The organism is Pseudomonas sp. LB-090624, from assembly GCF_003205205.1.
In the GTDB taxonomy this organism is placed as follows: Bacteria; Pseudomonadota; Gammaproteobacteria; order Pseudomonadales; family Pseudomonadaceae; genus Aquipseudomonas.
Window position 1 is genome coordinate 273,774 of record NZ_QJRL01000005.1, and the last position, 12,808, is coordinate 286,581.

Consider the following 12,808-nt stretch of genomic DNA (forward strand, 5'->3'; position numbering starts at 1 on the left):
TAAAAAGAGGATAAGCCATGCACCCGTTCATTCACGCCGGTGAGCGCCCAGAGAAGGCTGCTTGCATCCTGGCGTCGACAAATGAAGTGTTGACCTACGGCGAGCTCGAGGCGCTCGCCAACCAGGGCGCCCATTTACTGCGCAGCCTTGGCCTGAAACGTGGGGATACCGTCGCCGTCGTGCTCGGTAATGATTTTGAGATATTCGTCGCCGCCTGGGCGACCCAGCGGATCGGCTTGTACATGACTGCCGTCTCGACCAAAACGTCCGTTGATGATCTGGCCTACGTGCTGGGCAACTCCGAAGCTAAAGTCTTGATTGCTGGCAAGGCTTATACCGACGTTGCCACTCAGGCTGCACAAAAACTCGGTTCCGGTACGCTGCATGTGTTTAGCCATGCCCCAGGTGACGTACCGTTTCTCAGTGCCTGCCGGCATTTCCCAAGCAGCATGATCAGCGACACCAGTATCGGTTCCGACATGCTGTATTCGTCGGGAATGACTGGCCGACCCAAGGGTGTGAAGCCCCAGTTGCCTGAGGGGCCCATCGAATCCGCTACGGCCTTGATGCAGCTGGGGGAAAGCTTGTACGGAATGAGCATGGCCAGTAGCTATCTTTCAACCTCTCCGCTGTATCATGCCGCGCCGCTGCGATGGGCAATGGTTATCCATCGGCTGGGTGGCACGGTGGTGATCATGGACCGGTTCGACGCCGAGCAGTCGCTCGCGTTGATCGAGCAGCATCGAATCACTCACGCGACCTTCGTGCCCACCCACTTCGTCCGCATGCTGAAGCTCGATCAGAGCATTCGCGGCCAATACGATTACGCTTCGCTGCAAGCGGTGATCCACGCTGCTGCACCATGCCCGGTACCGGTGAAGCACGCCATGATCGATTGGTGGGGGCCGATTATCTACGAGTATTACTCGGGCACCGAAACCTGTGGTATCACGGCTCTGGATTCAGCGGAGTGGCTCAGCAAACCGGGCTCGGTGGGGCGGGCGGTGCTGGGTGTGGTGAAGATCGTCGGCCCTGACGGCGAGGAGGTACCCGCCGGCACACAGGGGGATATCTACTTCGCCCACGGGCCTAAGTTCGAGTACCACAATGACCCCGAAAAAACCCGTCTGGCCTACAACGACAAAGGCTGGGCGACGCTTAACGATATTGGTTGGGTCGATGAGGAGGGATACCTCTTCATCACCGATCGCAAAAGTTTCATGATCATTTCTGGTGGGGTCAATATCTACCCACAGGAGATCGAGAACCACCTGATCACTCATCCGGAGATCGAAGATGCGGCGGTGATCGGCGCGCCTGATGATGAAATGGGCGAGCGTGTTGTTGCCGTCGTGCAGCCGAAGGCCGGGGTTGTGCCTAATGATGAGCTTCGCGAGCGATTGAAGCGCTTCGTCAGGGAGGCGCTCGGCGGCGTCAAGTGCCCACAGCAATTCGATTTTCGCAGTGAGCTTCCGCGCGAACCGACAGGCAAACTGATGAAGCGTCTACTGAAAGCCGAGTACGAGGCTGCTCATCAGGCTCAAAAGGATGCGATGCGGGGTGCGTCAGTTCGCGCCTGAAGCCTTGCTTGTGAGGTCTGCTATAGCGCTTCGCGGCCAAGGCTCAAGCTCCTGCGTGGGCCTTGGCGGTATCTGAACGTGGTCGAGCGCACACCATCGATGAGGTTCCGGGATGAACGATGATTGTTACGAGACCAAACCTTGGTTGTCGTGTTATGGCGCAGAAATACCCACAGCTATAGACCCTGAGTTTCCAAGCCTGCTCGCAGCTTTCTTCAGTGCAGTCAATGCAGCGCCCGATCAGCCGGCCCTTCATTACTTCGACAGCACGCTGACCTTCCGGCAGCTGGACGAGGCTTCGAGTCGTTTAGCGGCTGAGCTGAACGCGGGCGGCTTCACACGGGGAGACAGGCTCGGGCTGTATCTGCAGAATAATCCGGCATTTGTGATTGGACAGCTGGCGTGCTGGAAGCTTGGCGGGATCGCTGTGGCGATCAACCCAATGAACAAGGCCCGCGAACTTGCCTACATTCTCAGGGACAGTGGGGCCCGCGCCTTGCTCTGCCTCGACACGCTCTACAGGGATGTGGTCGAGGTCGTGCGTCGGGAGGAGCCGGACCTTGTTCCCTTCGTTGTTACTTGTTCCAACCTTGACGGGCAGACGCTCAACGATCACCGGGTCTTGGATCGACCCTGCGGGCAATTTTCGACTTCAGGCGTTTTATGCCTGCGAGAGATCGTTGATAGAGGGCGGCTGCTGGCGAGTTGCTGTTTGAGTCACCTGGTCAGTGACGATGTGGCGATGCTCACCTATACCTCTGGTACGACCGGAAAGCCGAAAGGGGTAATGAACACCCATGGCAACTTGGTTTTCACCGCCCAGACCTATCGCGACTGGATTGGCCTGAACGCAACAGACAAAATTCTTGGCATTGCCCCACTGTTCCATGTGACCGGAGCGGTAGCCCACATTGCCTTGTCGTTTTTGGCGCGGTGCCCCTTGATCCTGGCCCACCGGTTTCATCCGGATGTCATTCTGGACACCCTGCGCCAGCACCGTCCTACCTTCACCATCGGTGCGATCACTGCCTTCATGAGCCTGATGAAGGCGCCAGGGGCGAAGCGGGATGACTTTTCAAGTTTCAGAGCTATTTACACCGGCGGAGCACCGATGTCTCCCGCCACTGCCAAGGCGTTCGAAGCCTTTTCTGGGGTCTATCCACACAACGCGTTCGGCATGACGGAAACCTGTTCGCCCACGCACCTGGTACCATTTGGACACCGAGCACCGGTCGACCCGCAGTCCGGTGCCATCTCTATCGGTGTTCCCGTCTTCAATACCTGTGTGAGAGTGGTCGATGATGAGGGTCAGGTGGTACCCGTCGGCGCCAGCGGTGAAATACTGGATCGTGGGCCTCAGGTCATGAAGGGGTATTGGCAACAGCCGCAGGCCACCTTGGCTGCCATGGCTGACGGTTGGCTGAAGACGGGCGACGTCGGATTCATGGATGAAAAAGGCTGGTTCTATCTGATTGACCGCAAGAAGGACATGATTAACGTGTCCGGGTACAAAGTGTGGCCACGTGAAGTGGAAGACGTGCTCTACCGTCATCCTGCCGTTTTCGAGGCGTTGGTGGTTGGCGTGCCCGATGACTATCGGGGAGAGAGCGTCAAGGCAGTGGTTTCTTTGAAACCAGGCTGTCAGGCTAGCGAAGCCGACTTGATTGAGCACTGCAAGGCGCATCTTGCCGCCTACAAATACCCGCGCACTGTGGAGATGTTGGCAGAGTTGCCGAAGTCCGCGACGGGTAAGCTGATGCGTAGAAGCGTGCGTTGAAGTAACCGACGGATGACAGCACTGTGCGGTGGCACCCCGCTGTTAACTTTGACAGTCACCCGTTAACGCCTCGCGCGCAACATTGGTCGGACCTGTGGCATCACCGTGTGCAAAGACGACCCATTGGCGGGGCCACGAACGGTTAGATTTACTAATAGAACTAGAATTCCTGTTCCTGTATAGTTTATTGGCATCCTTCATACGCCTGGGTGGTTTGTGGCTGCCAGGGCAGGGGAGCGATGGCAAAGCGGGTGAATAGATCATTGCATTCATGAGGTTTGAGTTTCGGTAAGCCAAGTATTGGCGTTGATAAATAATAAAAAGGTAGGCATCAGTATGCGGAAAAATGCACTGGGTGGGATGGCTGGTTTGGTTGTGCTAACCCTGGTGGCGAGTCGTTTATCGCTGGCTGCTCCCGTGGTATCAACAAGCGAAGGGATGTTGTCAGGGCTCTCTGCAGGCGGGGTTGTTTCATTTCTGGGGATTCCATACGCGGCACCGCCGGTGGGTTCGCTCCGCTGGCGCGCTCCAGAGCCCGTGTCTTCCTGGACGGGAACTCGCAAGGCACAAGCCTTTCAGAGCAGTTGCTATCAGCCCGAAGCGCCTGAATTCGGTCCCTATTCTCGCGAATTTCTAGCGACACCGCCGCCGAGTGAAGACTGCCTTTATCTCAACGTCTGGGCGCCCGAAGATCGCTCTAAACGCTATCCAGTAATGGTTTGGTTACACGGCGGTGGTTTCATCGGTGGCTCAGGTGCTGTTCCCATTTACAATGGGTCACAGCTCGCGAAGCAAGGCGTGGTAGTGGTCACGGTAAACTATCGTCTTGGGCCATTTGGTTTTTTAACGCACCCTGCCTTGGCGGCAGAAAATACGGATAAGTTATCAGGTAATTATGGGCTGCTTGATCAGATAGCGGCCTTGAAATGGGTGCGTGCCAACATCTCCCAGTTTGGTGGTGACGCGAAAAATATTACGCTGACTGGCCAATCTGCGGGGGCTATTTCGACGGCTTACCTGACCTCATCGCCGCTGGCCCAAGGGCTATTCGCGAAAGCCATTTTACAAAGCCCGGTCACGCTGGGTGGGCAAATACCCGATACCGCAAGTGCCGAAAGGGATGGGTTGTCCTTCGGTAAGTACTTTGGCATCACCACGGCCCGCGAACTACGACAATTGCCCGCGAAAGAAATAGCGCAAGCAATATGGCTACCTTTTGTATCGTCAAACTTACCAAAAATTCAATTCCAGCCACACCTTGATGGATGGGCGATCACAGAGAATTTTTTGTCTTATCATTCGAAGCATTTGTTAAAAATCCCACTGATCATCGGTTTCACAGCCGATGAGGCCCTGACGCAACTCCCTCAGAACAAATCAGATTTTGTCAAATGGGTTAAGGGGAGGTTTGGCGATTTTGCGGAACGGCTTCTGGCGCTCTATCCCCATGACGCTGACGCTCAAGCAGCGTCTTCAGCCAAGGCCTTGGACAGAGACTGCTATATGGTATCGCTCAGTTTCTGGGCACAGCAGGTGACGCAGCATACGGATCATCCGGTGTACACCTATCTGTTCACGCACGTTCCCCCCGCGGCCGCCGGGCGATCCTTCGGTGCATTTCATACCGCCGAAGTGCCTTACCTGTTCAACGTCCTCGATAGAACCAGTCGCCCTTACGAGGCAGCTGATAGCAAGATGGCGAGCGTCATCCAAGGTTACTGGGCCGCTTTCATGAGCCGTACTGGTATAGACAGTGCTGGAGGTGGAGACGCGTCCTGGACGCCTGCCAATGCCCGACCCGACAACGTGATGAGGTTGGATATCAACCCTCACATGGACCACGCAGCGTCGACTGTGCAACGGCAAGAAGTGCTGCGCGCTTACTTTGAGAGAGCGGAGGGCTTGACAAATTGACCTCTCAATTTGCGTAGCGCGAGGATCAATTCATAGGTTGACGATGCCAATGGCAGATGCTAGCTTTGGTTAAATAGAACGATGATTCTATTTAAGGGTTGGCCTCCCTCAGCTTTTGGGAGGGAGCCTCTGACATCATCGTTACAGCCAGATTCTTCCCTGCGGGGAGGTGCGTGATTGGCTACCTGTTTGATTTATTAACAGAACTAGAATTCTGGTTCACAAAACAAAAAAGGACTCGCGCCATGCGCTTTTCAGTTTTCCTCGTTGGAAGGTCTACCTGCGTTCAAGAAGACAAGCCAGTGATGGATGCCCTGGTGGACCACGCTCGGCAGGCGGATGCACTGGGCTTTGATGCCGTGTTCATGCCGGATCACCACTTTACCGGCTACGCCCCGATGTCTAGTGATCCGTTTCTGTTCGCTGCCTACTTGGCAGGTCAGTTGAAGCGGGTCCACTTCGGGATGTCGGTGACAACTGTTCCGTTGCATCACCCGGTGCGATTTGCCGAGCGTGTCAACCTGCTCGACCAACTGACCGAGGGGCGCTTGCTGGTCGGCATCGGCAGCGGTACTACACCGGAAGAAATGATTGGCTTTGGCGTCAACTACAAAAATGCCTCGGCGATGCTGCAAGAAAACCTGGACCTGGTGCTGCGCTTGTGGAACAAGCAAACCGAAGATGAGCCAATCACATTCGAGACGGGCCACTACAAGGGAGCTGTGGTTCAGCGGATTGTACCCACTGCTTATCAGCGTCCTTTCAACCGGATCATGCCGGTTGCCTTACGTGAAACCAGTATGCAGCGTGCTGCTGATATGGGCTGCCCTGCGTTTATCCCAGCTTTCACGCCGCCGGTGCCGGCCAGTGCCGAACCTTTCGAGCACCTCAGCCTCTACTTCAATCGCTACAAGGCAGCACTTTTGGCAGCCGGCCACACGCAGGAAGTCATCGACCACTGCCTGTCCTGGACGACTCATACCTATCAATGTGTACACGTAGCACCCAGTGATGACCAGGCAGAAGAAGAGTTGCAGCAGATTCTGGTGGCATACAAGCGCGCTATCGAGCGCGAGCACACCTTCAACAAGCGCGCTGAACAGATCAGCGGGGTACAGCTGCAGCCTCACCCTGACTGCTTCAGCCGCGACTGGATCAAAACCTGGTGTCTGCATGGCAGCCCTGACACGGTCGCAGCTGAGCTTGAGAAGCATCGCCAATTGGGCATCGGTAATGTCTTGATGGGCTTCACCAACGGGCCGTTAACCGCGGAGCGTATTCGTTTCAGCGAACAGTCGATGAGCCTGTTCGCCCGCGAAGTCATGCCGCGTTTCAAGTGATTCGAGAGTGAGTCCAATCATGCAGAACCTAAAAGTCAGACCCTTCGTGCAGGCCCAGGGCCCACTCATCATTGGCATCGGTGGTACCACCCGCCCCAATTCCAGTACTGAAAAAGCATTGGCGTGCAGCCTGCGCGCGGCTGCTTTGCGCGGCGCTCGGACGAAGCTGTTCGGCGGGCGTGAGCTGGCGGCTCTGCCGCCCTTCAATCCGGAGATCAGTGAGCGTACTGCTGAACAGAAGGCATTCATAGAAGCGGTTCGACAGGCTGACGGCATCATCATCGCTACCCCGGGTTATCACGGCGGCGTCTCTGGCCTGGTCAAGAATGCGCTCGATCTCCTGGAAGATTTGCGCTGCGATGCCAGGGTGTATTTCGATGGCCGTGCAGTTGGCTGTATTGTCACCGCCGCGGGTTGGCAGGGCTGCAATACGACCCTGGGTGCGTTGCGCTCGATCGTGCATGCGATGCGAGGATGGCCGACGCCGTTGGGCGTCACGCTTAATACAGCGGGCACCCCCATGTTCGATGATCTTGGGCAATGCCTTAATGCCGCTGCTCAACAGTCGCTTGAAACCTTGGCAGAGCAGACCATGAGCGTTCCCACATCTTATATCCGGCCAGTTGAGGCGGAGAGCTGCCATGCATAGCGAGGTCAGAGAGTTGCCGCTGGAGCAGAAAGTGGCGCTCACGGCTGGCAACGACATGTGGTCCACCTGTGCCTCGGCACAGGTTGGCCTGGATGCGGTGCGGATGGCCGACGGCCCCATGGGGGTAACTGGGGGCAGGGTTGATGAGCGTGACGTTGCTCTCCTGACGCCTTGTGGACTATCCCTCGCAGCAAGTTGGGATGCCGAGCTGGTAGGCCGCGTGGGTGAAGTGATTGGTGATGAAGCATTGCGCATGAATGTTCAGGCGATGCTGGCACCTAATCTCAACCTGATGCGCAGTCCACTTGCCGGTCGAGCTTTCGAACTGTTTGGCGAAGACCCTCATCTGATTGCAGCGCTAGGTTGGGCTTGGGCCGAGGGTGTCCAGCGCAAAGGCGTGGCCTCTGTGATCAAACATGTGGTGTGCAACGACTCCGAGACCGATCGACGCAACATGAACGCGGTGGTTGCAGACGATGTACTGCGCGACGTTTATTTCTGGCCCTTCGAATACGCTGCTAAGTCGGGCGCATGGGCCATGCTCACGGGTTACAACAAGGTCAACGGCGTGCTGTGCGCCGAGCATGGACAGGTCCTTCAGCAGTGGCTTAAAGGCGACCTGGGGTGGGACGGGCTGGTGATGTCCGACTGGTTCGGCACGCATGATGGTGTGAGCAGTTTGAACAATGGCCTGGACCTGGAAATGCCGGGTCCAGGTCGACACATGGGCAGCGCACTGCTTGCCAATGGAAGAATGGCAGAAGTCGAATCTGGGCGTATTGATGATGCAGCGCAGCGCCTACTGACGCTGTCCGATCGACTCAAGAACCGTCATCGATATCAGCCTGCTCACCAGGCGCAGCGCCTCGAAGTACTGGAAGAGGCCGCCGCTGCAGGCATGGTCCTGTTGCGCAACGAAGGGCAAATATTACCGTTCGATGCGGGCACTCCAGGATTGCTCGCAGTGATCGGTCCCAACGCCACAGCGCCCTGCTACCAGGGCGGTACCTTCGCCAAAGTGGCGCTGTCTGACGGTATCCGTACGCCGCTTGAAGCAGTGTCTGCGCGAATGACCGGGCGGACAGTGCGGCATGCCGAAGGTGTCCCGGCCGAACACCGCATTCCACCCCTGACACAGCTGCCCTTGTTCAGAAGCGAGGGTCAGCCTGGCATCGACGTGACTTATCGGCGTGATGGGGAAGAGGCAGTAGCCGCTCATGAGATCCGTCACGCCAGCTCGCTCATCTGGTTCAAGCAGATGCCAGGCGTTGGCAACCTGTTGGCACTGGAGGGAGAGGGAGTCGTCGAAGTGAGAACGTGCTTCGTGGCTCCGCGCAGCGGCGAGTACGTATTTCATCTCGGTGGTACAGGTGTGGTCGATTTGCATGTCAATGGCCAACGGGTCGGCTCATTCGACGGCAGTGTCGCCGAGGGTGACATCATGGGCAAGCTCATGCAGGCACCCCACCAGGTAGTCACGTGCCAACTGGAGGAGGGGCGTACGGTCGAACTGCTTGCCACCCTGCGCATTACCCGCAGCCTGGCACATGGTCTGTGGTTGGGGTGCGGTGTTCCGGCAAAGGAGGATCTGCTGGAACAAGCTGTCGCCTTGGCGGCTGAAGCAGATGAAGTTTTGCTGATCGTGGGTGAAACGGCAGATGCGGGACTGGAGAGCGTTGACCGTACCACGACGCAGCTGCCCGCAGCCCAGGCTGAGCTCATACGGCGCGTATGTGCCGTCAACAGCCGGACCGTAGTGGTGTTGAATGTCGCTCATCCGATTGACACCAGTTGCCTGCAAGATGCTGCGGCTGTTTTGGTTGCCTGGTACCCCGGGCAAGAGTTCGGCCCGGCGCTGGCGGGTGTTTTGGCCGGTGACCGTGAGCCTGGCGGGCGTTTGCCAGTGACCTTTGCCAGAGCTGAAAGTGATTATCCGGTGTGGTCCCTGACCCCCACCAGTGACGGCGATCTCGACTACCACGAAGGGTGGTGGGTGGGTTACCGCAGCTTTGCCGCGCGGGATCTGCACCCCGCTTTCAGCTTTGGTTATGGCTTGGGCTATGCGCGTTTCAGCCAGGCACTGGTAGCAGTCGAAGGCGCCAGTGTCGACAGGATCGAAGTCCGGATAAATGTCACCAATGTATCTGGGCGCAAGGGCAAGGAAGTGGTTCAGCTTTATCTACTCGAACCATCGCGAAGGGAAGAACCCTCAAGGCTGTCGTTGAAGAGCTTTGCTGTTACACACCTAGAACCGGGTGAGCAGCAAGATGTGCAGTTGTTCCTGGGGGCCGACGCGTTCTCTCGCTGGTGCAGTCGGCAGCAAGCCCGAGTGTTGGTTTCAGGGGGGTATGAATTACTGATAGGTCACGCCGTGGATGACACCGTGCTGCGGCTGTCCTTGCAGGTGAGTGATCAAGGAGGTGTGAGCATCCGCTGAAACCTCTGCTAGTCATGCGTGTGATCGAGACAACAAGAACAACAGGTGTCCTTAGAGGACCAGGAGTAGATCATGTCAATTGCCACCCCAGTGCCGTCGGGGCGCTGTGTGCAACATCGTGCGGGCGCTGTTCAGGCACTGATCCTAGTTTTTACCACGCAACTGCCGATTATGGGATTGCTTTCGCTGATCCCTATCATTCCACTGCTCGCTCAGCAGTTTTCCAGTGAGCCCAATGCACGCTATATGGTACCGCTGCTGATCACGGCTCCTAGTGTGTGCATCGCGTTGTTGTCGCCACTGGCAGGTTACCTGGCGGACAGGATTGGGCGTCGCCGCTTACTCCTCGGTGCAGTACTGTGCTACGGCATTTTTGGCTTCGCTCCTTTTTTCATGAGTGATTTGATAAGCATCGTCGCCAGCCGTTTTCTTCTAGGTATTACCGAAGCGGTGATCATGACCGTTGCGAATACGCTGTTCGGTGACTTTTATCCTCCGATACCTCGGCGCAAGTGGCTGGCGGTACAAAGTGCGGTGGGCTCTTTGTCCGGCACAGCACTGATGTGTGCCGGGGGGGTGTTGGGGACTATGGGGTGGCAGGGCCCGTTCCTCTTGTACCTGCTGGCTTTCCCAATTTTCATTTGCTTGCTGATGTTCACATGGGAGCCGCAACGCCAGCGTGAAGATGTGCAGCATCAACCGCAGAGTAATTTCCCCGTGGCGAATATAGCCAAGGTCGTCGCGGTAACGCTGTTCTGTGCATCGCTGTACTACGTAGAGGTCTTGCAGATCAGCCAGGTGCTGCATGCTATGGGCCTGCATGACTCATCGAGCATTGGCATCGCGGGCGGGCTGGCGGGGTTGGGCGTACCCCTGGGGGCGTTGCTGTTTGCCAAACTTGCCAAGCGTAGGGTCCGCGTTCATCTGGCGGTCGTGTTCCTGCTATTTGCCGCGGGCCTGATCGGCCTTGGGCAAGCTTCTGCAGTCTCTTGGGCTGTGCTGGGCGCCTTCATTGCCCAGGTCGGCTGCGGTTTGCTGATTCCGGCACTGATCAACTGGTGCTTGGGAGGCTTGAGTTATGAGCACCGTGGTCGGGGCGTCGGTTTGTGGACGGCAGCCTTCTTTATCGGGCAGTTCCTCAGCCCCTTCCTCGTCAACCTCATCAGCGAAACGCTAGGAAGCTTGGCCGCTGCCGTGTCGGCGTTGGGCGGGGTCTCGCTGCTGGCACTACTGGTGACCGGGCTGCTGAGCATGCGCACTGGTGCGCGAAGTCCGCTGATCAACTGAAATCTGCTCTTTCGTGACCCTCCACCTTATTCGGTGGGGTGGAAGCGTGCACCTCGAAAATGACATTCGCCGATAAACAGCATGATGGAACAATAACAATGCAATCGATGAAAATGCTCTGCGCCTTGTTTGCCTTTGGGGCTATTCCCTTGTCGTTCGCTGCAACGCCTGCTGCCAGTGAAACACGTGGAGGCGTTGTTCCAGGTGTGCCGCAAAGTGCGTTGCCGGATCAGTCTGCAACGTGCGAAAAGTATCAGCGTTATACCGTGCGCACCGAAGCGGTACTCACCCAGACCTCGCCGTGTGAAACACTCTCGCCAGAGTTGTTTGGCTTGCGCGCTGCCCTAGCGGAGCACGGCATTGGCTTTTCTGCCAGTTTTCAGCCGAACTACCGTTATGACGTACTGGGCCATAATGCGTCCACTCAAAGTTACAACGGGCAAAACCCCACGTATCGCCAGTCCACGGCGCTTAAATTAACGTACGATCTCACTCGAATGGGCTGGGGCGGCGATGCACAGTTCGTGCTAGGCGCCAACTGGGAGTCGGGCAGCTACAAGTCCGGTAACCCCAATTTCCTGACCATGTCCAGCTTTGCCATCAACCAGCGTTTCTACGATGGCCAATTGGAACTTCAATACGGTTATTACAACCTGATCCGTGAATACTACGGGATGGTCCTGGGGGGAAATTCCTCTTCCGCAGCATTGGGTCCGACCAGTGTGATCCCTGTCCAGTTGGGGCTGTCGCTGTTCACACCCAGCCCTGCCGTGACGGTTGCTGTTAAAGATGCGAGCAAACGCTGGTACAACCGGGCATCGGTTGCGCGCAGTGCCAGCCCAAACCGATTTCAGTATGACCTGGATGAAAACCCCACAGGCTTTGAGATAAAGGTGAAAGGCTCCAGGGCGCTGTTGGTGGATGAGATCGGCTACAAAGTCTCGGCGGGCCAGGCGCAAAAGGCTTTCTGGGCGCGCGCTGGGGCGATCTACAACACCAGTCCCTATTCGGACTATCGCAACGGTGGCAACACGGACAACAACTACGGCGGCTACGCCGCAGTCACTGCCCAGGTCACTCAGCCCAACGGTGCCGGGCCGCGCGGTTTATACCTGGACGGCAAGGTGAACTATGCGCCAGAAGATCGAAATCTCTACACCAAGGATTTTCAGCTGACGGCTTTCTACATCGGTCCATTCGACAGCCGCCCGCGCGACATGGCATCGCTGGGGTTCACGCGCAGTTATTTCAGTACCTACGCGCATGACCGGGTAGAGCAGGGGGGAGGGGACGCCGAACGGGTGTCCACGGCGCTATCGCTGTCATACGCCGCGCGGGTGGTGCGTGGGCTTTATTGGGTCAATGGCCTGACCTATCAGCAAGGGCCGTCGTTCTCACCAGCGCTGGATGATGCACTGCTGTTTCAGAGCGGTTTGAACATTACTTTTTAAGTTACTGGCGAAGACCCTATGCCCACTCACCTTGTTTTGTTGTTGGCAGGATTGTCCGTGCTGGGGCCGCTGGGAATTGATATGTACCTTCCGGCCTTTCAGGCAATAGGTGATGATCTTGGCGCCTTACCGGCGGCTGTCCAGCAAACACTGAGTGTGTACCTCGCTTGCCTGGCCATCATGATGTTGTTCTATGGGAGTCTGTCGGATGCATGGGGGCGGCGGCAGGTCTTGTTATTGGCCACTGCTGTTCACGCGGTGGCCGCACTGGCCGTGGCATGCGCCCCTGATATCGACAGCCTGATGGCAGGGCGCGCATTGCAGGGGCTCAGTGCCGGGGCGGGAGGGGTCGTGGGGAGGGCCATTGTTCAGG

At 57.1% G+C, this 12,808-nt stretch carries 9 protein-coding genes; all 9 read left to right on the forward strand.

Annotated features, from left to right (window positions below; translation table 11 throughout):
• Positions 1-17: 17 nt before the first annotated feature.
• Positions 18-1,580 carry an acyl-CoA synthetase gene (locus DMX11_RS08430; protein ID WP_110744076.1) on the forward strand — a complete coding sequence of 521 codons (1,563 nt, stop codon included), beginning with the start codon at positions 18-20 and terminating at the stop codon, positions 1,578-1,580.
• 112 nt (positions 1,581-1,692) lie between these two features.
• Positions 1,693-3,357 carry a class I adenylate-forming enzyme family protein gene (locus DMX11_RS08435; protein ID WP_110744077.1) on the forward strand — a complete coding sequence of 555 codons (1,665 nt, stop codon included), beginning with the start codon at positions 1,693-1,695 and terminating at the stop codon, positions 3,355-3,357.
• A 336-nt stretch (positions 3,358-3,693) separates the two neighbouring features.
• The gene (locus tag DMX11_RS08440; protein ID WP_110744078.1) at positions 3,694-5,271 is read left to right on the forward strand and encodes a carboxylesterase/lipase family protein; all 1,578 of its coding nucleotides are present in this window, start codon (positions 3,694-3,696) and stop codon (positions 5,269-5,271) included.
• Positions 5,272-5,444: 173 nt separating this feature from the next.
• Positions 5,445-6,611: an LLM class flavin-dependent oxidoreductase gene (locus DMX11_RS08445; protein WP_256590543.1), complete on the forward strand. Its 1,167-nt coding sequence runs from the start codon at positions 5,445-5,447 to the stop codon at positions 6,609-6,611.
• A gap of 19 nt (positions 6,612-6,630) precedes the next feature.
• On the forward strand, positions 6,631-7,260 hold the full coding sequence (locus DMX11_RS08450; protein WP_110744080.1) for an NADPH-dependent FMN reductase: 630 nt from the start codon (positions 6,631-6,633) through the stop codon (positions 7,258-7,260).
• Positions 7,253-9,697, forward strand: a complete 2,445-nt coding sequence (locus tag DMX11_RS08455) for a glycoside hydrolase family 3 protein (protein WP_110744081.1) — start codon at positions 7,253-7,255, stop codon at positions 9,695-9,697. The genes DMX11_RS08450 and DMX11_RS08455 overlap by 8 nt, the downstream gene beginning before the upstream one ends.
• Before the next feature lie 72 nt (positions 9,698-9,769).
• Entirely contained in the window at positions 9,770-10,984 is a 1,215-nt protein-coding gene (locus DMX11_RS08460; RefSeq protein WP_110744082.1) for an MFS transporter, read from the forward strand.
• A gap of 98 nt (positions 10,985-11,082) precedes the next feature.
• Positions 11,083-12,435 (forward strand): carbohydrate porin, encoded by a 1,353-nt coding sequence (locus DMX11_RS08465; RefSeq protein WP_158286167.1) that lies wholly within the window; start codon positions 11,083-11,085, stop codon positions 12,433-12,435.
• Positions 12,436-12,453: 18 nt separating this feature from the next.
• On the forward strand, positions 12,454-12,808 hold a 355-nt coding region (locus tag DMX11_RS08470), incomplete at its 3' end, for an MFS transporter (protein ID WP_146230345.1).

Coding starts and splice junctions, on each gene's coding strand:
- DMX11_RS08430 (WP_110744076.1), top strand. CDS start 18: ATGCACCCGTTCATTCACGCCGGTGAGCGCCCAGAGAAGGCTGCTTGC.
- DMX11_RS08435 (WP_110744077.1), top strand. CDS start 1,693: ATGAACGATGATTGTTACGAGACCAAACCTTGGTTGTCGTGTTATGGC.
- DMX11_RS08440 (WP_110744078.1), top strand. CDS start 3,694: ATGCGGAAAAATGCACTGGGTGGGATGGCTGGTTTGGTTGTGCTAACC.
- DMX11_RS08450 (WP_110744080.1), top strand. CDS start 6,631: ATGCAGAACCTAAAAGTCAGACCCTTCGTGCAGGCCCAGGGCCCACTC.
- DMX11_RS08455 (WP_110744081.1), top strand. CDS start 7,253: ATGCATAGCGAGGTCAGAGAGTTGCCGCTGGAGCAGAAAGTGGCGCTC.
- DMX11_RS08460 (WP_110744082.1), top strand. CDS start 9,770: ATGTCAATTGCCACCCCAGTGCCGTCGGGGCGCTGTGTGCAACATCGT.
- DMX11_RS08465 (WP_158286167.1), top strand. CDS start 11,083: ATGCAATCGATGAAAATGCTCTGCGCCTTGTTTGCCTTTGGGGCTATT.